Source organism: uncultured Kocuria sp., from assembly GCF_947500125.1.
Taxonomy (GTDB): domain Bacteria; phylum Actinomycetota; class Actinomycetes; order Actinomycetales; family Micrococcaceae; genus Kocuria.
Genome location: NZ_CANMRA010000018.1, coordinates 33,125 through 56,476, shown reverse-complemented (window position 1 = coordinate 56,476; position 23,352 = coordinate 33,125). Strand labels below are relative to the sequence as shown.

Sequence of the window (23,352 nt, the reverse complement as noted above, 5' to 3'; positions counted from 1 at the left end):
AGCGCACGAGATATATACATCATCCCGCTCAGGAGCTGATCATGGACGCCGCACCCCACCTGCCCCGGCAGCTGACCGAGCAGTGCGCCGCGCTGCTCGACGTCGGCGACGGCCACTTCAAGCCGACCCTGGCCTCCTCCGTGCTGGACGAGTTCGAGGGGCTCGCCCCCGAGGGGCAGGCCGCGTTCTTCCACTACCTCCACGGCGATCTGACGGCGGCCCCGTCCGCCGTCGACGACGCCATCGCCCGCTGGCGGGACGCCCCCACCCAGCAGTCGGCCCAGCAGCTGCACGCCGCCAGCGAGTCGCCGCGCCAGGCGCTGCTGCGGGCCCTGAACCTCGCCGAGGACGGCACCTTCCGCCTCGTGTCCATGCGCTCGCGCTTCCTGGAGGTGCTGGCCGAGCACCCGGAGCTCGAACCCGTGGACCAGGACTTCCTGCACCTCTTCCGGTCCTGGTTCAACGCCGGCTTCCTGAAGCTGCACGAGCTCTCCTGGCACTCGCCGAGCTCGCTCGTGGAGCACATCCTCGAGTACGAGTCGGTGCATCCGCTCGGCGGCTGGGCGGACCTGCGGTCCCGGCTGGAGCCGGCGGACCGCAAGTGCTTCGCCTTCCTGCACCCCTCCATGGGGGACCGCCCGCTGATCTTCGTCGAGGTGGCCGTGACCGAGGAGATCCCCGCCTCGACGGACTTCATCACCGACCTCGACCGGGCACGGCAGAGCTCCTCCCGCACGGTGGCGACGCTGTACTCCATCAACAACACGTTCCCGGGCCTGCGCGGCATCCCGTTCGGCAACCACCTCATCAAACAGGTGATCTCCCACGTGCGGCGGCACGACCCGGAGGTCACCACCTTCGTGACGCTCTCGCCGGTGCCGGGATTCCGCCGGTGGCTCGAGGCGGGCCCGGCCGACGGGACCGGGGGGAGGCGCCTGGCCGAGGAGGCGGACGCAGCCCTGCGCCCGGGAGCCCCGGCCGGCGCCGTCGAGGCCATTAGGCCGGCGATCGTGGCCGCGGCCCGCAGCTACCTCCTGGAGAGCACCGACGGCCGGGGCCGGCCCCTGGACCGCGTGGCCAGGTTCCACCTGCGCAACGGCGCCGTGCTGGACCGCATCAACTGGCCCGCGAGCACAGAGCAGCACGTCCTCGACCAGTCCTTCGGGCTCATGGTCAATTACCTCTACGACGCACCCGGCGACAGCGACGAGCGCGACAGGACCGAGCGCGAGAGCGCCGAGGCCGAGCGGGTCCCCGCGACGGCGTCCCGCGCCGCGGGAGCGGCCCACCGACCGACCACCACCGAGGAGACGACATGAAGACCATCCACCAGCTGTTCGAGGACGCCGTGGAAAGGCACGGTGAGAAGGCGCTCACCGTCGAGGCGGACGGGCGCCGGCTGACCTACGCCGCGATGCACGAGCTGACCGAGGAGCTCGCCGGAACCCTGACCGCGCTCGGCGTGCGCCCCGGCGACCGGGTCGCGGTCAAGGCCGAGAAGCTGCCCGAGGTCATCGCGCTCTACCTGGCCACCCTGCGGGTCGGCGCGATCTACCTGCCCCTCAACACGGCGTACACCGGCAGCGAGCTCCAGTACTTCGTCGAGGACTCCCGGCCGGCCCTGTTCGTCTGCAGTCCCGGTGAGGAGGAGGAACTGGCCGGGGGCAGCCCCGACGGCGTCTCCTTCGTGTCGATGGGCCCCCACCGGACCGGCACGCTCTTCGAGCAGCAGGACGCCCGCCCGGCGCCCCCGGTCGCGGTCGACCTCGACGCGCCCGCGGCCATCCTCTACACCTCGGGCACGACCGGGCGCTCCAAGGGTGCCGTGCTGACCCACCGCAACCTCGCCAGCAACTGCGCCACCCTGACCGAGGCGTGGCAGTACACGCACGACGACGTGCTCATCCACGCGCTGCCGATCTTCCACATCCACGGGCTCTTCGTGGCCGTCAACATGTCGGTGACCACCGGGGCCACCATGCACTTCCTGCCGAAGTTCGATCCGCAGGCGGTCCTCGACCTGATGCCCGACTCCACGGTGCTCATGGGGGTGCCCACGTTCTACACGCGTCTGCTCCGGCACCCGGACCTGACGGCCGAGCGCACGCGGACCATGCGGCTGTTCGTCAGCGGGTCCGCACCCCTGACCGCGGAGACCCACCACGAGTGGCAGGACCGCACCGGCCACGCCATCCTCGAGCGCTACGGCATGACCGAGACCGGCATGATGTGCTCCAACCCGTACGCCGGGGAGCGCAGGGCCGGAACAGTCGGTCCGCCCCTGCCGGGCATCAGCATCCGCGTGGTCGAGCGCGGGACGACCACGGAGCTTCCCGCCGGAGAGGTCGGCTCGATCCAGGTCGCCGGCCCCAACGTCTTCCGGGAGTACTGGGACAAGCCGGAGAAGACCGCCGAGGAGTTCACCGAGGACGGGTACTTCATCACCGGGGACCTGGGCGTGATCGACGACGACGGCTATCTCGCCATCGTCGGACGGGACAAGGACCTCATCATCTCGGGCGGCTACAACATCTATCCCAAGGAGATCGAGGAGCTCATCGACGAGCACCCCGCGGTGCGGGAGTCGGCGGTCGTCGGCGTGCCGCACCCCGATCTCGGGGAGGCGCCCATCGCCGTCGTCGTCCCTCAGGGTGACGCCCCCGCCGACGCGGAGGAGATCCTCGAGACCATCCGGCCGCGCCTGGCGCGGTTCAAGCAGCCGCGAACGGTCGAGTTCGCCGAGGAGCTGCCGCGGAACGTCATGGGCAAGATCCAGAAGGCAGCGCTGCGCCAGGAGCATGCGGCGCTGTTCCAGCAGGCACCGACCGGACCGAGGAGCTGAGGGGCGACCATGATCATCACAGGCGTAGCAGTACTGGCCGGGTGCTTCCTGACGGGAATGCTCATCGGTGAATTCCTGGGACTGTTGATGGGGGTCGACGCCAATGTGGGCGGCGTCGGCTTCGCGATGGTCCTGCTCGTCCTCGTCACCCACCGGATGCGCCGGGCCGGCATGCTGCCCTCGGCGACCGAGCACGGGGTGTTCTTCTGGAGTGCGATGTACATCCCGATCGTGGTGGCCATGGCGGCCACGCAGAATGTGGTCTCCGCCGTGACGGGCGGCCCCATGGCGCTGCTGGTCGGCCTGGCGGCGATCGTCGCCGGGGCCGCGCTGGTGCCCGTGCTCGCCCGGATCGGAGGGCAGGCGGAGCCGCTGCCTCCCCTGGAGCAGGACAAGACGATGGCGGAGGTCTCCTGATGGACGTCATCGCCGGAGTGCTGGAGGGCAACGGCCTCGTCTTCGCGTTCCTCGTGGTCGGGGTGCTCATCCTGGTCTCGAACTACTTCTCCCGGAAGCTGACCCGCGGCCGGCTCCAGGGCTCGGCCATCGCCATCACGGTGGGTCTCGTCCTCGCCTACTTCGGCGGCCTCCACACCGGGGGCGAGCGCGGCCTGGCGGACATCGCGATCTTCGCCGGCCTCGGCCTCATGGGCGGCTCCATGCTGCGCGACTTCGCCATCGTCTCGACCGCCTACGGGGTGGACCTGGCCGTGATCAAGAAGGCGGGGGTCACCGGAGTGCTCGCCGTCCTGCTGGGCGTCTTCGTCTCGGCCATCGTCGGCGCGGCGATCGCCGCCGCCTTCGGGTACACCGACCCCGTCAGCATGGCGACCATCGGGGGCGGCGCGGCCACCTACATCGTCGGTCCGGTCACCGGGACGGCGCTGGGCGCCAGCAGCGAGGTCATCGCGCTCAGCGTCGCGGCCGGGCTGGTCAAGTCCGTGGTCGTCATGGTCGGCACGCCGTTCATCGCCCCGCTGATCAGGCTCGACAACTACAAGTCGGCCATGGCGTACGGCGGGCTGATGGGCACCACGTCCGGGGTGGCCGGCGGACTGGCCGCCACCGACAAGCGGCTCGTGCCCTACGGCGCCATGACCGCGACCTTCTTCACGGGGATGGGGGTCCTGCTGGTGCCCTCGGTCTTCTACTTCGCCCTGGTGTTCCTCACCGGCGGCTGAGCCGCCGGACTGCCCGGCAGCTCAGGAGAGCGTGCCCCCGTTCCGGACCGGGACGGGGGCACGCTCTCGTGCCGGAGGCGCTTCGGGTCCTCAGGCGGCGACGCCCACCTGGATCAGGGTGTTCCAGGGGTCCTCGAAGCGCAGCACGGCGCCGTCGTGCCGGGTGGGGATCCGGTGGTCCGCGAGCCGGGACTCGAGGGCCGCGACGTCGTCGGCGCCCGGCAGGTCGATGTTGACCTGGCCCAGCCCCAGCGAGGCCGCCCGCGGGCCCGCCCCGGCGCTCTGCCAGGTGTTGAGCGCGATGTGGTGGTGGTAGCCGCCGGCGGCGATGAACAGCGCGGAGCCGATGTCGCTCATCACCTCGAAGCCCAGGACGTCCACGTAGAACTGCCGGCCCAGCGGGATGTCGCCCACCTGCAGGTGCACGTGGCCCAGGGTGGCAGGCGGCGCCGCCGGGCGCCGCCCGTCCCGATCGGCCAGGTGCTCCTGCAGGAAGCCGTTCGGGTCCAAGGGGTTCGAGGCCAGCGTCAGGAGGCCGCTGGGCTCCCGCCGCCACGTGTCGCGGGGCCGGTCGGTGTAGAGCTCCACGCCGTTGCCCTCGGGGTCATCGAAGTAGAAGGCCTGGCTGTAGAGGTGGTCGGCGCTGCCGGTTAAGGAGCGGGGCGCCACGCTCGCCACGGACGCCAGGGCCGCGGCGAGGGCGGGCTCGTCCTCGAAGACGACGGCGGTGTGGAACAGCCCGGCCTGCCCGCGGCGGGCCGGCGGGAGCTCCTTGACCTGGCGCAGCCGCACGACCGTCCGGCCGTCCCGGCCCAGCACCGCGGTGTCCCCGGCGTGGGCGAGCACGTCGAGGGTGACGGCGTCCGAGTAGTAGGCGACCATCGTGTCCAGATCGGAGACCAGCAGCTCCACGGCGCCCATCCGGGTGCCGGCGGACAGCAGGTCCTCCGCGGCGCGCTTCGTCAGGCTCTCGGGGGCGGGGTTCTGGGGAAAGATCGGCATCTCGGGGTTCTCCGTCGGCATGGGCAGCGCATTGGTTGATGTGTCCCCAACTGTAGCCCGAGAAGCTTTCCGACGCAAGTAAATTCCCGACGGTCGTCCTTCCCAGCGGGTGGAATGCCTGGCGGCGGAGGTGGTCCCGGGCCCGGGACCACCGCCCGGGCCGCCGGGGCCACCGCCCGGGCGGACCCGCGGCCGGGCAGTGGCCGGAGCGGCGGTCAGAGGATGAAGATCAGGGCGGCGATGACGCCCAGGATCACCAGGAAGACGATGCCCCACGCCTTGAGGTTGTCGGAGTCGTCCTCCTCGGGCTCGGCCGGGCGCGGCGGCCAGCCGCCCGGGCCGGGGCCGAACACCGGCCCGGAGGGACCCTGCCCGCCCGTACCCGGTCCTGCGGGCGGCTGCTCCTCCGCGCCGTACCCAGGGGCGCCGTACCCAGGGGCGCCGTACCCGGGAGCACCCTGGCCGGGACCGCTCTGCCCCGGGAACTGCCCCGGCGGCGGCGGAGCCGGTGTCGCGGGACTCACGCCCCACCGGGGGGCCTCGGGCGAGCCCGCGAGGGGGGCATCCGGTGCCGCCGTGCCCGGACCGTGCCCACCGGCCGCGGGCGGAGCCGGGGAGGTCGGCGGCCCCGCAGTCGGACCCGACGCCGGCGGGGGCGCCGGGGGCAAAGTTTCGCCCGAGAGCACGGGCCCGTCCTCGCGGTGGCCCCGCTCCGCCTGGGTCAGCAGGGTCACGAACTGCTCGAGCGGCTCGGAGCCGTCGTGCTCCCGCGCCAGGAAGCGCTCGGCGCGGCGGCGCACCACCTTGTAGACGCGCCCGTCGTCGGGAACGCCCAGGTCCCGCGCGGCCCGCGCCACGGCGAGCGGAGGCTGCTCCGGCAGGGGGTTGGTGCCCCACTCCAGGAGCCCGGTCAGCAGCGGGCGCTCCAGCACGGCGGCCAGGGCCGCCCGGGCGCCCGGCACCCGGGTCAGCTCCAGCAGCCCGCTCGGCGGCGCGGACGGGCACCCCGGCACGTCGCTGGGGAGCCGGGCGGCGCGCTCGAGCCAGAAGGTGTCGCCGAAGAGGGTGGCGAGCAGCACGGCCGCGGCGAGCCGGTCGTCGCTCGGCGCGGCGTCCTCCGGAACGCCCTGCTCCCAGTGGGTGCCGAGCGCGCGGCGGGCCGGCTCACCGGCCAGCCGGACGCGCAGCTGCACGTCCTCCGGGCCACGGGCGGTCTCCGCGGGCCGCTCCACCGCGTGCCGCACCTGGGGGTCGAGCTCGGGGTCCATGGGCCACCTCTCCGTCGTCGTCCGTGGGTCCATGCTCTCAGAACGTGCTGTGCGGAGGCGGGGAACCGGAGGGGGACCCGGGCCGGGTTCAGGCGGGGAGCAGGCTGCGCAGCTGCCCCGCGGCAACGCGGGGATCGGGGGCCTGGGTGACGGCCCGGACGACGACGACGCCGCGCGCCCCGGCCGCCAGCACCTGGGGGAGCCGCGGCTCGTCGATGCCGCCGATGGCGAACCACGGCACGGGCAGGACCTCCGGGTCCGCGGCCAGCCGGGCCTCCGTGAGCTCGGCGACCGCGCGGACGAACTCCAGCCCGGTGGCGGGGCGCCCCGGCTTGGTGGGCGTGGCCCAGACGGGGCCCGTGCAGAAGTAGTCGACGTCCGGGTCCTCGAGCGCCGCCGTGGCCTGTCCGAGGTCGTGGGTGGAGCGCCCGATCAGCACGTCGGGGCCCAGCAGCTGCCGGGCCTGAGCGGGAGAGAGATCGTGCTGGCCCACGTGGAACACGTCGGCGCCCACGAGCGCGGCGATGTCGGCGCGGTCGTTGACGGCGAACAGGCCGTCGTACTCGGCGGCGACCCGGCCCAGCAGTTCCAGCGCGGCGATCTCCTCGTCCGCGTCGATGCTCTTGTCCCGCAGCTGGACGATGGTCGCGCCCCCGGCGTACGCCGCGTGCAGGAACTCCTCGAGGTCTCCCCGGTCCCGGCGGGCATCCGTGCACACGTACAGCCGGGCGGCGAGGAGCTTCGCCGCCCGCGCCGCTCGCAGGGTGGACTCGGCGGGGGCGGAGGCGTCACGGGTAGACTGGGTCACACGCTGATGATAGGTCAGCAGTTCTGCGGGAGCCCCACCGGGGGCTGAGAGGGCGTCCAGCGCCGACCGCCACACCTGATGCGGGTCATGCCGCCGTAGGAAAGGACAGTCCGAGTGACTTCTGCGCACCCCGCACCGACGACCGCACCCCACCCGCTGGCCGGGCAGCCCGAGCACGTCCGGGCCGACGTCGCCGTGGTCGGCGCCGGGGTGATCGGCCTGGCCACCGCCTGGGAGCTGCGCCGCCGCGGCCGCTCCGTGGTCGTGGTGGACCCCGAGCCGGGCTCCGGCGCCAGCCGTGCGGCCGCCGGGATGCTCGCCCCGGTCAGCGAGGTGCAGTACCAGCAGGAAGCCCTGTACCCCCTCATGACCGCCTCGGCCGCCGAGTACCCGGCGTTCGTGGCCGCCCTCGAGCAGGCCGCCGGCGGGACGGTGGGGCACCGGGCCACCGAGACCCTGGTCTGCGGCGTGGATGCCGCCGACCGGCAGGCCCTGGCGGACCTCCGCGAGCTGCAGCGACGCCACGGCATGACCGTGGAGCAGCTGACCCTGCGCGACGCCCGGGCCCTCGAGCCGGCGCTGAGCCCGCGGCTGTCCGCCGCGTTCCGGATCCCCGACGACCACCAGGTGGACCCGCGCCGCCTCGTGGCCGGGCTGCTCGCCGCCCTCACCGCCCCGGAGCTCCCGGTGCCCCCGGGAATCGCCGAGCCCCCCGGGTTCCCGGGCGCGCGCGACGGCGGACCGGCCCGCCTCGTCCACGGTCTCGCCACGGGGCTGCGCCGCAGCGCCGAGGGCGCCGCGACCGGGGTCCGGCTGGCCGGCGGCGGGATGGTCTCGGCGACCTGGACCGTTCTCGCCCCGGGCGCGGGCCTCGACGACCTCGACGGGCTGCCGGAGGACTGGCACCCGCCCCTGCGCCCGGTGCACGGGGACATCCTGCGCACCCGGGTCCCCGCCGGGACTCCGGCCCTGCTCGAGCGCACCGTCCGCGGCCTGGTCCACGGGACGCCCGTCTACCTGGTGCCCCGGACCGACGGGACCGTGGTGATCGGGGCGACCTCCCGCGAGGACGACCTGACCGGGCCCAGCGCCGGCGGAGTGTTCCGGCTGCTGCGCGACGCCCAGGCGCTCGTGCCCGGCGTCGCCGACCTCGAACTCCTCGAGGTGCTGGCCCGCGCCCGGCCCGCCACCCCGGACGACATCCCGTACCTCGGCCGGGTCCACGACCTCGACGGCACGCCCGTGCCGGGGCTCGTCGTCTCCACCGGCTACTTCCGTCACGGCGTCCTGCTGGCCCCGCTGGCCGCGCGGCTCGCCGCCCAGCTCGTGGCCGGAGGAGCCGGGCCCGATCCGGCCGCCGACGCCGAGCACCTCGCCACCACCGACCCGCACCGCTTCGACCGCCCCGTCGAGGCCCGTCCAGGGGACCCCGCACCGGCCGCGGCCGGGCCCGGTCCCCGGAGCAGGAGCACCCGATGACCGCCATCACCCTCAACGGCCGCCCGCACGTCGTGCCCGAGGAGGCGACCGTCGTCGACCTCGTCGCCGAGACCGTCGGCCGGTCCCTGGGCCCCGACGGCGCCCCGCTGGACGGCGGGCGCCTCGGCGTGGCCGTGGCCGTGGACGCCGCGGTCGTGCCCCGCAGCCGCTGGCGGCGGACCCCCGTGGCCGAGGGCCAGGCCGTCGAGATCATCACCGCCGTCCAAGGAGGCTGACGTGACCGTCCCGCACCCCGACCTGGGCCACGGCCCGAACCGTGACCGGAACCATGACCCGGACCACGGCCCGACCCCTGACCCGCTCGTGCTCGACGGCACGGAGCTGTCCTCCCGGCTGATCATGGGCACCGGAGGCCTCAGCTCGCTGCACACCCTCGAGCAGGCGCTGGAAGCCTCCGGCACGGAGCTGACCACCGTGGCCCTGCGCCGCTACGCCCCCGGCCAGGGCGACTCCCTCTTCGCGCTGCTCGAGCGCAACGACATCCGGATCCTGCCCAACACCGCCGGCTGCTACACCGCCCGGGACGCGCTGCTGACCGCCGAGCTCGGCCGTGAGGCCCTCGAGACCGACTGGGTCAAGCTCGAGGTCATCGCCGACGAGGACACCCTGCTCCCCGATGTGGTGGAGCTTCTCGACGCCACCGAGCAGCTCGTGGCCCGCGGCTTCACGGTCTTCGCCTACACCTCCGACGACCCGGCGGTCGCGCGCCGCCTCGAGGACCTGGGCGCGGCGGCGGTGATGCCCCTGGGCGCCCCCATCGGCACCGGACTGGGGATCCTCAATCCGCACAACATCGAGCTCATCGCCTCCCGGGCGTCCGTGCCCGTGGTGCTCGACGCCGGGATCGGCACCGCCTCCGAGGCCGCCCTGGCCATGGAGCTGGGCTGCGACGCCGTGCTGCTGGCCAGCGCCGTCACCCGCGCCCAGGACCCCGTGGCGATGGCCACCGCCATGCGGCACGCCGTGGCCGCCGGCCGGCTCGCCGCCCGGGCCGGGCGCATCCCGGCCCGCCGCCACGCCCACGCGTCCTCCCCGATGGCCGGGCGGATCGACACGGACGCCCCGGACGCCGGGGCGGCGGACGTCCCGCGCGGGGACTGGGCGCCCGTGGGGGAGCGCCCGTGAGCCCGCTGCCCCCGCTCGTGGAGCCCGGCCCCGAGCTCACCCGCGAGGAGCTCGAGCGCTACGCCCGGCACCTGACCCTGCCCGGGATCGGGCCCCTCGGGCAGCGTCGGCTGCGCGGCGCCCGCGTGCTCGTCGTTGGCGCCGGGGGACTGGGCTCCCCGGCCCTGCAGTACCTCGCGGCGGCGGGAGTGGGGACCCTTGGGATCGTCGACGACGACGTCGTGGCGCTCTCCAACCTGCAGCGCCAGGTGGTGCACACCACCGCCGACGTCGGCCGGCCCAAGGCCGAGTCCGCCGCCGATGCCGTCACCGCGCTCAACCCGCTGGTGGAGGTCCGCACCCACTTCGTCCGGCTGGACGCGGACAACGCCGTGGACATCATCGGCCGGTACGACCTGGTCCTGGACGGCGCCGACAACTTCGCGACCCGCTACGTGGTCAGCGACGCCGCCGCCCTGACCGGCACGCCCTGCGTGTGGGGCTCCATCCTGCGCTTCGAGGGGCAGGTCAGCGTCTTCTGGGCCGGGCACGGGCCCACCTACCGGGACCTCTACCCCGAGGCCCCGCCGGACGGGGAGGTGCCCAGCTGCGCCGAGGGCGGCGTCTTCGGCATGCTCCCCGCGACCGTCGGCTCGGTCATGGTCACGGAGGCCGTCAAGCTCATCACCGGCACCGGGGAGCCCCTGCTCGGGCGGGTCCTGCTGCACGACGCGCTCGCCATGACCTGGCGCGAGATGCGCCTGACCGCGGACCCCGACGCCGCCCCGGTCACCGCCGTGGCGGAGCCCACCGCCGTCTGCGCGCTGCCTGGCGGCGCCGACCCCGCCGAGCAGCTCACCGCGCCCGAGCTGGCCCGTCTGCTCGAGCGCCGGGAGCGCGGGGAGGCGTCCTTCGCCCTCGTGGACGTGCGCGAGGACTGGGAGCGGGAGCTCGTGGCCATCGACGGCGCCGTGCCCGTGCCCCTGCAGGAGCTCCTGGACCGGGGCGCGGACGCCCTGCCGCCGGAGGCCCGCGGCGCGGACCTCGTGCTGCACTGCAAGGCCGGGGCCCGCTCCGCGACAGCGCTCGCCGCCCTGCGGCCCTTCTACGCCGGGCGGGAGGAACGGGTCCGACACCTCGAGGGCGGGGTGCTCGCCTGGGTGGAGCAGGTGGATCCGGGCAAGCCGGTGTACTGAGCCGATCTCCCGGCCTGATCTGCAGCCCTGCTCCTGCTGTCCTCCTCTCGACCACTTCCTGACCTCTTCTCGTCCTCTTCCTGTCCTCGGCGGACGGCGTGCCGCACCGGACCGATACATCACTCCCGAGGACGTGACCGTCTGTGACGTCATCGTGACACCGGATGACGTGCGCCCGTCATCCGGTTGGCCTCGGACCGGGCGGTCTGATCCCATGGCAAGCGCCCCATTCAGAGCGGTTGAGAGATCTGGCTCGACGACACCGCAGCAACCCGCCCTCCTGAGGGGTCAGGGTGCTACTGCCAGAACCGATGGAGATCCCGGATCTGCAGTCGGTCCGTGACGTCAGCCTCCGGCGCTGCCGTCACCGGACCTGCCCCTGGCGCGACTGGCCGACCGGCAATCCTCGGTGCGACCGAGAGGACCACCGCATGACCCCGAGCACGGTCGAGAGGACCATCGCCCATCCCCGCGCCGCCACGTTCCTCACCGCCGGCCTGCCGGGAGACTACGCCGGGCTGACGGAGCACTTCCGGCCGCTGTTCGCGGAGATCGCCGCCGGCTCCCTGGCCCGGGACCTCCAGCGCGAGCTGCCCTACGCGGAGGTCAGACGGCTGGACCGCGCCGGATTCGGTGCCCTGCGCGTCCCGGCGGCCCACGGCGGGCCCGAGGTCAGCCTCGAGGACTTCACCCGGCTGCTGGTCGACCTGGCCGAGGCCGACTCCAACATCGCCCATCTCTACCGCTCCCACCACGGCTTCGTGGAGTCCCTGCGCTTCCTGCCCCGGGAGCTCCAGGAGGTCTGGTATCCGCGGGTGCTGGCCGGAGCCACCGTCGGCAACGCCTCCACGGAGAAGGGCGGCAACGCGCTGGGCACCCTGAACACCGTGCTGACCCGGACCGCCGGGGGGTGGGAGCTCACCGGCCGGAAGTTCTACGCCACCGGCTCGATCTTCGCCGACTACACCCGCGTCTCGGCCGCCCTGGACGGCCAGGACGGGCGCCGCTTCGCCGTCGTCGCCACGGACGCCGAGGGCGTCACGCTCGAGGACGACTGGGACGGCTTCGGACAGAAGCTCACCGGTACCGGCACCGCGGTCTTCGAGCGGGTGCACGTCCCGGACGATGCCGTGCTGGACCGCACCGCCGGCAGCGCGGAGGCCGTCCACGAGGCCGCCTTCTTCCAGCTCGTGCTGCTGGCCGTGCTGGCCGGCATCGCCCGGGCCGCCCGGCGGGACGCCGTGGAGACCATCGCCGGCCGCCGGCGGACCTTCAACACCGGGCTCGGCCTGCCGTTCCGGGAGGACCCGCTGATCCAGGAGGCCACCGGGCGGATCTCCGCCAAGGCCTTCGCCGCCGAGGCCACCGTGCTGCACGCCGCCCGCGCCCTGGACGCCGGGATCGCCGCCGCCGCAGCGGCCGGCGCCGACCGGCCGGAGTTCACCGGCACCCTCCCGGCGGCGCTGCACGAGTCCGAGATCGCCGTGGAGCACGCCCAGGTCACCGTGCCGGAACTGGCGCTCGGCGCGGCCCAGGACCTGTTCCTCACCGTGGGCGCCTCCGCCACGTCCACGGCCAAGGGCCTGGACCGGCACTGGCGCAACGCCCAGACCGTGGCCACCCACAACCCGATCGCCTTCCGCGCCCGCGCCCTCGGCGACTACCTCGTCAACGGCACCCTGCCGGAGGGGCTGAACGCCATCGGCGACGCCAGGACCGACGCCACGGCCGACGCCACGGCCGACGCCACGACCGGTGCCACGACCGGTGCCAGGGCCGACGCCAGGACCGACGGCACGGCCGACGCCGACCGAACCCCAGGAGCCTGACGCATGAGCACCCCGACCACGACCACGGCCACGACCCCGACCACGGCCACGACCACGGCCGCCGCGGGCCGCAGCAGCATCGTCCACGGCAAGAAGCGCGTCCTGGCCTCCGCCTTCGCCGGGACCACCATCGAGTGGTACGACTTCTACCTCTACGGCACCGCCGCCGCGCTGGTCTTCAACGTCCAGTTCTTCCCCATGGCCACCGAGCTCGGCGGCATCGTCGCGTCCTTCGCCACGCTCGCGGTCGGGGTGATCGCCCGGCCCCTGGGCGGGATCGTCGCCGGGCACCTGGGCGACCGGATCGGCCGCAAGGCCCTGCTGGTGGCCTCCCTGCTGCTCATGGGCGTGGCCTCCACCCTGATCGGCCTGCTGCCGACCTACGACGTGATCGGCTGGTGGGCCGTCGTCGGGCTCGTCGTCCTGCGCATCCTCCAGGGCCTGTCCGCGGGCGCCGAGTGGGGCGGCTCCGCGCTGCTGAGCGTGGAGCACTCCCCGGCCCGGCACCGCGGGTTCTTCGGGTCCTTCACCCAGATCGGCTCCTCGGCCGGCATGCTGCTGGCCACCGGCGCGTTCTTCATCGTGCAGAACGTCATGAGCGCCGAGCAGTTCGCCGCCTACGGCTGGCGCATCCCCTTCCTGCTCTCGGCCCTGCTGGTGGCGGTGGGCCTGTGGATCCGCCTCGGCGTGGCCGACGCCCCGGAGTTCCTGGAGCACCGGGCCTCGGGCAACGTGGCCACGGCGCCCCTGCGGGAGCTGCTGACCCACCACCGCCGCCCGCTGCTGGTCACGATCGGCCTGCGCCTGGCCCAGAACGCCGTCTACTACCTGGTGACGGTCTACATGCTGACCTACCTGCGGGACGTGCGCGGGGACAGCGCCGCGGGCGTGACCGCGGTGATGATCGCCTCGGCCATCGGCCTGTTCTCCACCCCGTTCTGGGGCTGGCTGTCCGACCGGGTGGGCCGGAAGGTCGTCTCGGTGAGCGCCTACGCGGCGATCGGCGTCTTCGGCTGGGTGCTGTTCGCCTTCCTCGAGGCCGGTCCGCTCGCCCTGCTGCCGCTCGTGGTGATCCTGGGCATCAACCTCGTCCACGACGCGATCTACGGGCCGCAGGCGGCCTGGTTCGCCGAGCAGTTCCCCGTGCACGTGCGGTACTCGGGGGTGAGCTTCGGCTACCAGGTCGGCACCGTCCTGGGCGGCGGGCTGATGCCGATGATCGCCGCCCTGCTGTTCGCCGCCGGTGGGAACACCCCGTGGCTGATCGCCGGCTACCTCTCCGTGCTGGCCGTGCTCTCCATCGTCGCGGCCCTGGCGGCGAAGGACCCCGCCCGCCAGCAGCGCGGCACCGAACTCACCGATCTGCACGCCGGCCGGACCCCGGCCGCCCCGGCCGTCGCGACCCCCGCGGTCGCGAGCGCCACCGAGCCCACCCCCGAGAGGACCACTGTATGAGCCGCCCCCTGCTGCTGAACGCCTTCGACATGATGGTGCCCGTGCACCAGTCCCCGGGACTGTGGCGGCACCCGGAGGCCGGGGTCGCCGGCTTCGACGCGCTCGAGTACTGGACGTCGCTGGCCCGCACCCTCGAGGAGGGCGGCTTCACCGCGCTGTTCCTGGCGGACGTCCCCGGCGTCTACGACGTGTACGGCGGCGGGACCGAGGCCACGGCCCGCGGGGGAGTGCAGTACCCGGTGCTCGACCCGCTCGTCGCGGTGCCGGCGATGGCCGCTGCGACCGAGCGGCTCGGCTTCGGGGTGACCGCCTCGGTCACCTACGAGGCCCCCTACCTGCTGGCCCGCACCTTCGCGACCCTCGACCACTTCACCCGCGGCCGGGTGGCCTGGAACGTGGTGACCTCCTACCAGGACTCCGCCGCCCGGAACCTGGGCATGGAGCGGCAGATCCCGCACGACGAGCGCTACGACCGCGCCGACGAGTACATGGAGGTCATGTACAAGCTCCTCGAGGCGTCCTTCGAACCCGGGGCGGTGAAGGCCGACGCCGAGGCCGGGGTCTTCGTGGACCCGGACCTCGTGCACCCCGTCGGCCACGAGGGCACCTGGTTCGCCGTGCCCGGCCAGGCGCTGACCCACCCCGGACCCCAGGGCACCCCGTTCCTGTTCCAGGCCGGCGCCTCGAAGCGCGGACAGCAGTTCGCCGTGGACCACGCCGAGGCCATCTTCTTCATCGGCAACACCCCGCAGCTCGTGCGCCGGTGGACCGACGGCGTCCGGGCCGAACTGGCCGCGCAGGGACGGGCGGAGGACGCCGTGAAGACCTTCGCCATGGCCACCGTGGTGGTCGCCGAGACCGACGACGAGGCCCAGGCCAGGCTGGCGGGATACCGCCAGCACGTGGACATCGAGGGGGCGCTGTCCCTGTTCGGAGGCTGGACCGGGGTCGACCTGTCCGGCGCGGACCCCGAGGCGCCGCTCGAGTACGTGGCCACCGACGCCAACCAGTCGGCGCTCGCGGCGTTCACCTCGCTGTCCCCGGACAAGACCTGGACGGTGCGGGACCTGGCCGAGTTCGTGACCATCGGCGGCCGCGGACCCGTCATCGCCGGGGCTCCCAACACCGTGGCGGACGAGCTCGAGCGCTGGCGCGAGGAGTCCGGCGTGGACGGGTTCAACATCTCGGCGGCCGTGCGGCCGGCGGACCTGGAGCGGTTCAGCACGATGGTGTCGCCGGAGCTGCGGCGCCGGGGCCTGTTGCCGGAACCCGGGTCCCTGCCCACCGGCAGGACGCTGCGCGAGGCCCTGACCGGTGCCGGTCCGAGGCTGGCCGATGACCACCGCGGGGCCTCGTTCCGCCGGTGACCGCCGAGCCGTCGGGGCGCACCGCTCGACCGGTCCGGGATGGCTGTCCGTCGTCCCGGGTCCCCGGCACGAAGCGCTCCTGCCCGGGAGAGGGCAGGAGCGCTTCGCCGCGCCGAGGCGCAGAAGACGCCCCCTCCACCGACGGGGAACGGATCATGGAGGTCGGTGGCACCTGTGGCGGTGGCACCTGCGGCGGTGGGACCTCCCGGGCGGATGCTGCGGCTGGGGGCGAGGGGCAGGGGCGATTGTCAGGCCTCGCCCCTGCGTGCCTGCCGCACCGGGATGTACGCGGCGTGCTCGGCCGAAGGAGTCGTCGAGGGGTACGACGTGCGGATCCGGGTGCTGAAGCTCAGCGAGGACGATCCTCGGCGGATCATCCAGGTCGAGGTGAGCGGCATCGACAATCGCTGACCTCTCCCGGAGCGGTGATCCCGGCCCGGCGGTATGAGGCGCAGCGGCACGAGGCACTCCGCCACCAGTGACGCCCGCAGCCGCCTCCGCCACCCATACCCCGCCTATGGGACACAAGATCCGCTAGAAGCCCCGGAGGATCACGGTCCAGTAGTCCCGGGGGAGGACCTCGAGGTCGAAGAACCAGTTGGCGCGGCGTGGGTTCAGCAGCGGCACGCCGGGGATGCTGGGTGCCAGTTCGTTGTTTCGGTCGAACTCGGCCAGCACGGCCCGGCCCCGCTGCACCGTCACGGGGGTCACGGTGTACCCGTCGTAGGAAGCGGTGGGCTCCCGGCCATCACGGGTGGCCAGGAGGTTCTCGGCGAGGATCTTCGTCTGGTGGCGCAGTGCCCCGCCGGACGAGGTGGTCTCCAGGGCGGCCCCGTCCCCGCAGGCCCACACGGTGGGCACACGGCGGTGGCGCAGGGTCTGGGCATCCACGTCCGCGTAGCCGTCCCACACGGTGCCCGGGCCCGGCGCGACGCCCAGTCCCGCGTCGGCGATCCAGGTCGGGGCCCGGTGCACGGGGCTGTGGTGCAGCAGGTCGTAGGACAGCTCCCGGGGTGCCCTGTCGACCGTGGCCCGCAGCCGGCGGGAGCCGGCGTCGATCGACTGCACGTGGGCGCTCGTCAGGACCGTGATGCCGTAGCGCCGGACCCAGGGCTGCAGCACCCGGTCCACGTCCGGCTGGCCGAACACGGTGGCGGTGGGCGTCAGCAGGGTCACCTCGATGTCCTGCAGGACACCCTGGCGCTGCCAGTAGTCGCAGGCCAGGTAGAGGATCTTCTGCCCGATCTGCGGAGTGGGCGCCGGGCCGTCCGGGATGGTGAACAGCGCCCGGCCGCGGCGCAGCCCGCGGATCAGCTCCCAGGTCTTGGGGGCCAGCTCCACGGTGTAGTTGGTCGAGGCGTGCGGACCGGCCATCGCCTCGGCACTGCCGGGGACGCGGTCCCAGCCCGGGGTGGAGCCCGCGCAGATCACGACGTCCCGGTAGCCGATGTGCTCGCCGGAGGACAGCGTGGCCGTCCGTGCCGCCGGATCCAGTGCCTGGACACGGTCCTGGATCCATCGCACGCCGCGGGGCATCACGCGGTGCTGGGCCCGGGACATCTGGGCCACGGTCTTCAGCCCGGCGCCCACGTAGGAGAGCATCGGCCGGTAGTGGTGCGTGGACTTCGGCTCCGCGATCACGATGTCCGTGATGCCCTTGCGGCGCAGTCGTGCGGCCAGGGAGATCCCGGCATTGCCGCCGCCGATCACGAGGACGTCAGTGGCGTGATCCGAGGGTGCAGTGGTCATCGTGACTCCGTGGGACGAGGATGGCTCCACGGCACCGATCGGGGCCGCCCGACCATTCGACCACGAGCCGCGGCGCCCACGCCCGAGCGGTCGGCATCCAAGGGTTGAGAGGGCTCTCGGGACATCCATCTCGAGAAACTTGTCGGTCAGGGCGGCTGATCGCCGGAGCGATGCCGGTGCCTGTTCCGCCAAGCGTCCGGGTGAAGTGGCGTCCTGTGTCCCATGGGATGCGAGACGTCTCGTCGGTGAATTTTTGTGGTCCCAGATTTGTGCGGGTTTCCGCGGACCGGCAAGTCTTGCAACTATGTGCTTTATCTGTGCGCCTAGAATCGTGTACTGGACGTTGGTTGCGAGACACATTGGGGTTGACGTGGATAAGTTGATTGGGTATGGGCGCGTATCGACGTCGCTGCAGGATGCGGATCGTCAAGTGTCCGATCTGGTTGCTGCTGGAGTGCGTCGCGATGACCTCTATGTCGATCATGGAGTGTCTGGAGCTCATGCTTCGCGTCCGCAGTTCGACAGGGCCGTGGCTGCTCTCGTCGAGGGCGACACGTTAGTCGTCACGACCCTGGACCGTCTGGGGCGCTCGACCCAGAACATGCTGGCCTTCGCCGAAGCGCTGCGGAGCAGGGGCGCCGGTCTGCGGGTGCTGAACTTGGGTGGGGGAGACGTGGACACCCACACCCCAATGGGCTCGATGGTCTTCACCGTGATGGCCGCCCTGGCCCAGATGGAGTTGGAGATCAAGCGGGAGCGGATCACCGACTCGGTGGCCAAGCGTCGGGCCGCCGGCAAGGACCTGGGCGGGCGCCGTCCAACCTTCACAGACAGCCAGATCCGCAGTGCCCTCCGGTTGATCCAGGGCGGAGAGCCTGCGACCCAAGTAGCCCGGGATATGGGGATGTCGCGAGCCACCCTGTATCGGCGAATCCGAGAGCTCCCGCCCTCCATGAATTAAGACTCTTTCGGCACTTGAAGGAGCTGTTCGTGGGTCGCTCATCGACGCGGATCCTGTGGCAGCTCAAGGGTGACGACGGGATGTGAAGTCAATTGTGGAGCTTCCCTCAAGACGACATGAAGATTCCCTGAAGCTTGCTCTCCTGGGTGCTCTACGTCCTGTTTTTCTGGGTCAATGAGGGCATAGTTTGCCAGTGAGAACACCCCGTTCTCATCCGTTCGTGCACGGACATTCGGGTGCCCCAGTATTCCTCCCCAGGGCTGGGGCACCCGTCTTTAACGGGCTCTTCGCAGATGAGCGGGGTCAGGGGGTTCTCCAGGGTCGGTGTCCTCCGGCTGCCATGAGGGCTCTGAGCCGATAGTTCTCTGGGTTTCGGAAGCCTCGGGCGACGCGGCGCATGGTCTCGATGACCCCGTTGACGGCCTCCGTGGGGCCGTTCGAGGCGCCATTGGTGTGGAAGTAGGCCAGGATCTCTTCCCTCCAGCGTCGCAGGGTCCTCCCGAGGCGGGCGACCTCGGGGATGGGGCAGGTGTGCAGGCTGTCGATGACCTCCACCGCCAGGGCCCGGCCGGTGGTCGAGGTGGGCTGGTGGTAGACGGCGCGCAGCTTCTGATAGCACTGCCAGGCCACCAGGACCTCGTCGTGCGGGTCGCCAGCGGCCAGGCCGGCCTCGAGGCGGGCGGCCTGGCGTTCGGTGAGGTGCTCCACCCCGCAGGTCAGCGCCCGTCGGATGCGGTACAGCGGATCACCAGCCCTGCCTCGGTGCCCAGTCGTGTTCTGCTGCACCCGCCGGCGGACCTCATCGACCATCTGAGTGCCGAGCTTGACGATGTGGAAGGCGTCCAGGACGACCTGAGTCGCGGGCAGCTGGTCACGGATCGCGTTGGCGTAGCCGCGGAACGGGTCCAGGGTCGCGGTGGTGACCCCGTCCCGGAAGGCCGGCGACTGCCGCGCCAGCCAACCCTGGTAAGCGGCACCCGAGCGGCCCGGGACCAGGTCCAGCAGCCGCGCCCGGGGGCGCCCGTCCTCGTCCGGGGTGTGATCGATGATCCCGGTCACCGCCCGTCGTCCCGGCAGCCCGACGTGGGTCCAGATGTGCTCATCCACGCCCAGGCGCCGCACTCCTTCGAGGCGGGCCGGGTCGGCGATCCTGGCCCGGATCATTGGGGCCACCGCGTTCCACACGGTGTGCCAGGCGACTCCGAGCATCCCGGCCAGAGCAGAGACGGTGATGTCGTGGGAGGCGATCTGGTCGGCGCACCAGGCCACGGCCCGGGTAGTGAGCCTGGCCCGAGGGGCGGCGACCGGGTGGGGCTCGGTGAAGCTGGTCCGGGCGCAGGCCGGCTCCTGGCAACGCCAGCGGCGCTTGCTCCACACCAGGCGCACCGGCACCCCGTGAGCGGGCAGGTCGTGCAGCAGCACACGGTCCCGGTCCTTGGCCCGGGCAGCGATGACCCCGCAGTCGGGGCAGGCGGCCTCGCGGCCGCGCGTTTCCACGCTCAGTGCCCACCCACGGTCGGTGAGTTCGGCGGCACGCACGTGCATGTCGGGCTGGTCGAAGAGAGTGCACGCGGACACGCAACAGGCGTGCCCGCCGATAGGCTGGGTCACAGTCGAGGCCTTCGAAGGATGCGGAGTAGACGCCTTCATCCTGAAGGCCTCGACGCCTACCCACTCAGCTCGACACGGCCCCCACCGCTCCGGCAGAGAACCTCCCGACCCCGCTCATCTGCGAAGAGCCGGGATCGGCCTGATTGCTCGACGAGAACCTGAGGGGCCTCCCACCCCCGGATCCGCAGCTGCGGAAACCACCGGGGCCGGACCCGGCTCTACAGCCGGCCCGGGTGACGGGGTCTGACGACGAGCACGGGGCAGCGGGCGTGGTGGAGGACCTGGTTGGAGACCGAGCCCAGCAGCAGGCCGGTGAAGCCGCCGTAGCCGTGGGATCCCACGACCAGCAGATCGGCCTCGGCGGAAGCCTCCACCAGCACCGCGGCGGCCTGGCCCTGGACCACCTCGCCAGTGATGTCCTCCTGCTCGGCGTGCACGCTGCGCATCGCGTCGTCCTGGAGGAACCGGGCCCTGGCTTCGTACCTGGTCAGGTCCCAGTCCGGCTCGTCGTCGCCGGCCACCATGGACGGATGCTGCCAGGCAGTCACCACATGGACCTGGCCCTGGCGCAACCGGGCCTCGGTGACCGCCCACTCCAGAGCCCTCAGGGACTCGGGCGATCCGTCCACCCCGACCACGACGCGGAAGGTCTCCGCGGCGTTCACGACCGTGCCCCCGCCGCGGGGTGGGGCCGGCCCGGGTGCGGGGCGGGCGCGAGGAAGTCCGCGCGCACCCCCAGGGCGGCGTCGGTGCGGCTCATGGATTCGGCCCCGTCCGTGACGGTGCCGGCCAGGGCCCGGATCGCGTCGATGTTCTCCGGGACGACCACCGCCTGGTTGTCGACGGTGTAGGTGCAGAACAGCTCGTCGCCCTGCACCGTGAGGATGTCGGCCCACACGGCGACCTCGTACATGTCCCCGCGGGGCCGGCCGAGGTCCCGCATCAGCTCGATGGTGCTGTTGGGCGCCACGATCCCCTCGCCGCTGCGGACCAGCGCGACCCGCGGCATGGCGCCCAGCGCCTCGAGGACCTCTTGCTGGGTGGCGGGGCGGGTGAGGTCGATGGCCCAGTAGTGCAGGTGGTTCTGGGTGTGGGAGCCCTTCGCGGCCATGGTCACCACGTCGAGGTCCGGCACGACCGTCCGGGCGTCGGGCCCTTGGTGGCTGGGGATGGCCGTTTCCGGGACGACGGTGTTCATGATCCCGGAGTGATCGGACTCCCACGGGTCGGTGGCCCGGCGGATGAGCACCCCGCGCGCCCTGGCCAGCAGTCCCGCGCCCTGCAGCGCGGTCAGGGTGCGGACCGTGGCGGTGGTGTTGCAGGAGACCACCCGGGTGGTGTCCCGGCCCAGGGCGGTGGCGTAGTTGGCGTGGGCGACGAAGGAGTGGCCGGTGAGGGCGTGCTTCTCCCCGCCCTGGAAGACGGCTCTGACCCCGTGGGCGCGGTAGTGCTCGAGGTTGGTGGCCCCGCTCCTGGCCGGGGTGCAGTCCACGATCACGTCCACGGCCCCGAGCAGCTGGTGCAGCTCTCCTGCCACGGGCAACTGCGCCGAGCGCATCGCCGCTGCCCCTGCGGCGGTGGAGGCGTGGACGGGGATGCCGCGGGAGACCGCGGTGGCGATGCGGTAGTCGGAGACCACGTCGCTGATCCCGACCAGTTCCATGTCGTGTTGGGCGGTGACCGCATCGGCGACGCGTTTGCCGATCACCCCGTAGCCGTTGACGCCCACCCGGATCTTCTGGGTCATTTTCGTTCCTTTCCTAACAGGGACTACCGGCGGTCGGTGGTGTGGATCGGTGCTGGCCAGTGCTCAGGGCCGGCGTCGTCGTTGCCGGTGCGCCGACCACGCCAGATAGGCGCCCAGGGAACCGGTCGCGCCCAGGCCCGTGCTGAGCACCGGCAGCTGCCAGGACCGGCGCCGCACCGGGTCGGAGGCGGCCAGATCACCGAGGCCACGCACGAACGCGGCCGCCAGGATCGCCAGCCCCAACCGGTGGCCTGCCGATTCCAGGCGGTCCACGAGAGGGTCCAGTTCTGCGGTGCGCAGGTGCAACTCGGGGCCCCCGGCCTCGAGCATGGCCTGGACGCGGCGCAGCTGCTCGGGCAGCTCAGCGGTGAGATCCAGGACATCGGTCCCTGCCTGGGACAGGCGTCCGGCGATGGCGGAGGGGGAGTAGCGCTCCAGCAGCAGACCGTGGGCGTAGGGCCGCAGGACCTCACCGAGCTGGAACTGGGGGTCCAGCATCGTCCCCACACCCTCGGCCATCAACAGCATCTTCAGCAACAAGGAGAACTCCCGCGGCAACTGCAGATGATGGCGGCGCAGGACCGCGTGAACTTCCTTGATGAGGCCCCCGACCGGGATCTCGCCCAAGGGGCGCCCCGAGTAGAGGGCCACGACAGGGGCCAGGTCCCCGGCCAGGGCGGGGATGTTCACCGGGTGCCGGGAGGTGGTCAGCTGGGCCAGGGCGGTGGCGATCCGCCGCGGGTTCTGGCGCACCAGGGCCAGCAACAGGGCCCCGAGACGTGCCCGCAGGTGCTCGTCGATGTCCCCGACCATGCCGAAATCGATCAGGGCGATGCGCCCGCCGGGTTCCACGAAGAGGTTGCCCGGATGCGGGTCGGCGTGGAAGAAGCCGTCCCGGAACACCATCTGGGCCACCGCACCGGCCGCCCGGCTCGCCAGGGCTGCCCGGTCGATCCCGGCGGCCTCGAGCCCGGCCAGGTCACTGATCTTCAGCCCGTGCATCCGCTCCAGGGTCAGCACCCGGGAGGTGGTGGTCTCCCAGAAGACCCGGGGGATGCGGATGTCGTCGTTGCCGGCGAAGTTCGCCGCGAAACGTTCGGCGTTGCGCCCTTCGGCGAGGTAGTCCAGTTCCGCCCGCAGCGTGACGGCGAACTCCTCGGCGATGCCGGTCACGTCGTAGTCGGCGGCGGCCTCCCAATAGCGGCTGGCCCGTGCGGCCACGTTCTGCAGGATCTCCAGGTCTTCTTGGACCTGGGCGGCGACCTCGGGCCGACGCACCTTGACCACCACCTCGGTGCCGTCGGCCAGGCGGGCCGCATGGGCCTGTCCCAGCGACGCACTGGCCAGAGGGGTCTCCTCGAAGGCGGCGAACACCTCCGAAGGGGCGTGGCCGAGCTCGCCCGCGATCAGCTCCGTGATGACCGGCCCGGGCACCGGTGGGGCGGAGTCCTGCAACCGGGACAGCTGCTCCCGGTACGGTTCGGGCAGCAGATCCGCCCGGGTCGAGAGCACCTGCCCGAACTTGACGAACACCGGTCCCAGTTGCTCCAGGGCCAGACGCAGGTGCTCGGGATTGGTGTAGGGCTCCTCGCGCTGTTCGTGGCCCAGCAGCCCGTGCTCCACCGGCAGCCACCGGTGCAGCCCGGCCGCCCCGATCCCGAAGCCCAGTCCGTGACGAGCCAGGACCTCGGTGATCTGACGGAACCGCTCGGCGTGGTGGTCGGTCATGGCC

At 72.5% G+C, this 23,352-nt stretch carries 21 protein-coding genes and 2 riboswitches; of the genes, 13 read left to right on the top strand and 8 right to left on the bottom strand.

What is annotated here, in order from left to right; translation table 11 throughout:
- Positions 1–41: 41 nt before the first annotated feature.
- The 4 genes from Q0817_RS12695 to madM are packed head-to-tail and all read left to right on the top strand — an operon-like array spanning position 42 to position 4,023.
- Positions 42–1,319: a malonyl-CoA decarboxylase domain-containing protein gene (locus tag Q0817_RS12695; protein ID WP_298588163.1), complete on the top strand. Its 1,278-nt coding sequence runs from the start codon at positions 42–44 to the stop codon at positions 1,317–1,319.
- Positions 1,316–2,842, top strand: a complete 1,527-nt coding sequence (locus Q0817_RS12690; protein WP_298588150.1) for an AMP-binding protein — start codon at positions 1,316–1,318, stop codon at positions 2,840–2,842. The genes Q0817_RS12695 and Q0817_RS12690 overlap by 4 nt, the downstream gene beginning before the upstream one ends.
- Before the next feature lie 9 nt (positions 2,843–2,851).
- A complete protein-coding gene (gene madL / locus Q0817_RS12685) occupies positions 2,852–3,259 on the top strand; it encodes a malonate transporter subunit MadL (protein WP_298588137.1) in 408 nt (135 codons plus the stop codon).
- Positions 3,259–4,023: a malonate transporter subunit MadM gene (gene madM / locus Q0817_RS12680; protein WP_298588134.1), complete on the top strand. Its 765-nt coding sequence runs from the start codon at positions 3,259–3,261 to the stop codon at positions 4,021–4,023. Before madL ends, madM begins: the two co-directional genes overlap by 1 nt.
- A gap of 90 nt (positions 4,024–4,113) precedes the next feature.
- On the opposite strand, the gene Q0817_RS12675 is transcribed toward madM, so the two are convergent.
- From Q0817_RS12675 to thiE, 3 genes are all read right to left on the bottom strand, one after another.
- A complete protein-coding gene (locus tag Q0817_RS12675) occupies positions 4,114–5,025 on the bottom strand; it encodes a VOC family protein (protein WP_298588131.1) in 912 nt (303 codons plus the stop codon).
- A 215-nt stretch (positions 5,026–5,240) separates the two neighbouring features.
- Complete coding sequence (locus Q0817_RS12670) at positions 5,241–6,293, bottom strand: hypothetical protein (RefSeq protein ID WP_298588128.1); 1,053 nt, start codon at positions 6,291–6,293, stop codon at positions 5,241–5,243.
- An 88-nt stretch (positions 6,294–6,381) separates the two neighbouring features.
- Complete coding sequence (gene thiE / locus Q0817_RS12665) at positions 6,382–7,011, bottom strand: thiamine phosphate synthase (RefSeq protein WP_298588663.1); 630 nt, start codon at positions 7,009–7,011, stop codon at positions 6,382–6,384.
- A 105-nt stretch (positions 7,012–7,116) separates the two neighbouring features.
- Positions 7,117–7,220, top strand: a riboswitch (TPP riboswitch).
- Between thiE and Q0817_RS12660 the strand changes: the two genes are divergently transcribed.
- From Q0817_RS12660 to Q0817_RS12625, 8 genes are all read left to right on the top strand, one after another.
- The gene (locus Q0817_RS12660) at positions 7,216–8,580 is read left to right on the top strand and encodes an FAD-dependent oxidoreductase (RefSeq protein ID WP_298588126.1); all 1,365 of its coding nucleotides are present in this window, start codon (positions 7,216–7,218) and stop codon (positions 8,578–8,580) included. It overlaps the preceding riboswitch by 5 nt.
- Positions 8,577–8,816 (top strand): sulfur carrier protein ThiS, encoded by a 240-nt coding sequence (gene thiS, locus Q0817_RS12655; protein WP_298588123.1) that lies wholly within the window; start codon positions 8,577–8,579, stop codon positions 8,814–8,816. Before Q0817_RS12660 ends, thiS begins: the two co-directional genes overlap by 4 nt.
- Before the next feature lie 22 nt (positions 8,817–8,838).
- A complete protein-coding gene (locus tag Q0817_RS12650) occupies positions 8,839–9,726 on the top strand; it encodes a thiazole synthase (protein WP_298588660.1) in 888 nt (295 codons plus the stop codon).
- Positions 9,723–10,901 (top strand): molybdopterin-synthase adenylyltransferase MoeB, encoded by a 1,179-nt coding sequence (moeB, locus tag Q0817_RS12645; RefSeq protein WP_298588120.1) that lies wholly within the window; start codon positions 9,723–9,725, stop codon positions 10,899–10,901. The genes Q0817_RS12650 and moeB overlap by 4 nt, the downstream gene beginning before the upstream one ends.
- A 223-nt stretch (positions 10,902–11,124) precedes the next feature.
- Positions 11,125–11,219: riboswitch (SAM riboswitch) on the top strand.
- A 113-nt stretch (positions 11,220–11,332) separates the two neighbouring features.
- The gene (locus Q0817_RS12640) at positions 11,333–12,730 is read left to right on the top strand and encodes an acyl-CoA dehydrogenase family protein (protein WP_298588117.1); all 1,398 of its coding nucleotides are present in this window, start codon (positions 11,333–11,335) and stop codon (positions 12,728–12,730) included.
- A gap of 3 nt (positions 12,731–12,733) precedes the next feature.
- On the top strand, positions 12,734–14,185 hold the full coding sequence (locus Q0817_RS12635; protein WP_298588114.1) for an MFS transporter: 1,452 nt from the start codon (positions 12,734–12,736) through the stop codon (positions 14,183–14,185).
- Positions 14,182–15,552: an LLM class flavin-dependent oxidoreductase gene (locus Q0817_RS12630; protein ID WP_298588111.1), complete on the top strand. Its 1,371-nt coding sequence runs from the start codon at positions 14,182–14,184 to the stop codon at positions 15,550–15,552. The genes Q0817_RS12635 and Q0817_RS12630 overlap by 4 nt, the downstream gene beginning before the upstream one ends.
- Positions 15,553–15,717: 165 nt before the next feature.
- Positions 15,718–15,963, top strand: a complete 246-nt coding sequence (locus tag Q0817_RS12625; RefSeq protein WP_298588108.1) for a hypothetical protein — start codon at positions 15,718–15,720, stop codon at positions 15,961–15,963.
- A gap of 123 nt (positions 15,964–16,086) precedes the next feature.
- Here Q0817_RS12625 and Q0817_RS12620 read toward each other — a convergent pair whose 3' ends face one another.
- Positions 16,087–17,301 (bottom strand): NAD(P)/FAD-dependent oxidoreductase, encoded by a 1,215-nt coding sequence (locus Q0817_RS12620; protein WP_298588105.1) that lies wholly within the window; start codon positions 17,299–17,301, stop codon positions 16,087–16,089.
- Positions 17,302–17,671: 370 nt separating this feature from the next.
- Between Q0817_RS12620 and Q0817_RS12615 the strand changes: the two genes are divergently transcribed.
- Positions 17,672–18,262, top strand: coding sequence for a recombinase family protein (locus tag Q0817_RS12615; protein WP_136341306.1), 591 nt, complete (start codon positions 17,672–17,674; stop codon positions 18,260–18,262).
- A 303-nt stretch (positions 18,263–18,565) separates the two neighbouring features.
- Here the strand turns inward: Q0817_RS12615 and Q0817_RS12610 are convergent, their stop codons facing one another.
- The 4 genes from Q0817_RS12610 to Q0817_RS12595 all read right to left on the bottom strand — a co-directional run bounded on the left by Q0817_RS12610 (position 18,566) and on the right by Q0817_RS12595 (position 23,348).
- The gene (locus Q0817_RS12610) at positions 18,566–19,840 is read right to left on the bottom strand and encodes an ISL3 family transposase (RefSeq protein ID WP_244915766.1); all 1,275 of its coding nucleotides are present in this window, start codon (positions 19,838–19,840) and stop codon (positions 18,566–18,568) included.
- Between the two features lie 251 nt (positions 19,841–20,091).
- Positions 20,092–20,538 carry a universal stress protein gene (locus Q0817_RS12605; RefSeq protein ID WP_101851213.1) on the bottom strand — a complete coding sequence of 149 codons (447 nt, stop codon included), beginning with the start codon at positions 20,536–20,538 and terminating at the stop codon, positions 20,092–20,094.
- The gene (locus tag Q0817_RS12600) at positions 20,535–21,620 is read right to left on the bottom strand and encodes a type II glyceraldehyde-3-phosphate dehydrogenase (RefSeq protein ID WP_101851212.1); all 1,086 of its coding nucleotides are present in this window, start codon (positions 21,618–21,620) and stop codon (positions 20,535–20,537) included. The genes Q0817_RS12605 and Q0817_RS12600 overlap by 4 nt, the downstream gene beginning before the upstream one ends.
- A 63-nt stretch (positions 21,621–21,683) precedes the next feature.
- Positions 21,684–23,348, bottom strand: coding sequence for an AarF/ABC1/UbiB kinase family protein (locus Q0817_RS12595; protein ID WP_101851211.1), 1,665 nt, complete (start codon positions 23,346–23,348; stop codon positions 21,684–21,686).
- Positions 23,349–23,352 lie beyond the last annotated feature (4 nt).

Excerpts from the sequence above, each read along its gene's own strand:
- Q0817_RS12695 (WP_298588163.1), top strand. The coding sequence starts at position 42 with ATGGACGCCGCACCCCACCTGCCCCGGCAGCTGACCGAGCAGTGCGCC.
- Q0817_RS12690 (WP_298588150.1), top strand. The coding sequence starts at position 1,316 with ATGAAGACCATCCACCAGCTGTTCGAGGACGCCGTGGAAAGGCACGGT.
- madL (WP_298588137.1), top strand. The coding sequence starts at position 2,852 with ATGATCATCACAGGCGTAGCAGTACTGGCCGGGTGCTTCCTGACGGGA.
- madM (WP_298588134.1), top strand. The coding sequence starts at position 3,259 with ATGGACGTCATCGCCGGAGTGCTGGAGGGCAACGGCCTCGTCTTCGCG.
- Q0817_RS12675 (WP_298588131.1), bottom strand. The coding sequence starts at position 5,025 with ATGCCGATCTTTCCCCAGAACCCCGCCCCCGAGAGCCTGACGAAGCGC.
- Q0817_RS12670 (WP_298588128.1), bottom strand. The coding sequence starts at position 6,293 with ATGGACCCCGAGCTCGACCCCCAGGTGCGGCACGCGGTGGAGCGGCCC.
- thiS (WP_298588123.1), top strand. The coding sequence starts at position 8,577 with ATGACCGCCATCACCCTCAACGGCCGCCCGCACGTCGTGCCCGAGGAG.
- Q0817_RS12640 (WP_298588117.1), top strand. The coding sequence starts at position 11,333 with ATGACCCCGAGCACGGTCGAGAGGACCATCGCCCATCCCCGCGCCGCC.
- Q0817_RS12635 (WP_298588114.1), top strand. The coding sequence starts at position 12,734 with ATGAGCACCCCGACCACGACCACGGCCACGACCCCGACCACGGCCACG.
- Q0817_RS12630 (WP_298588111.1), top strand. The coding sequence starts at position 14,182 with ATGAGCCGCCCCCTGCTGCTGAACGCCTTCGACATGATGGTGCCCGTG.
- Q0817_RS12620 (WP_298588105.1), bottom strand. The coding sequence starts at position 17,301 with ATGACCACTGCACCCTCGGATCACGCCACTGACGTCCTCGTGATCGGC.
- Q0817_RS12600 (WP_101851212.1), bottom strand. The coding sequence starts at position 21,620 with ATGACCCAGAAGATCCGGGTGGGCGTCAACGGCTACGGGGTGATCGGC.
- Q0817_RS12595 (WP_101851211.1), bottom strand. The coding sequence starts at position 23,348 with ATGACCGACCACCACGCCGAGCGGTTCCGTCAGATCACCGAGGTCCTG.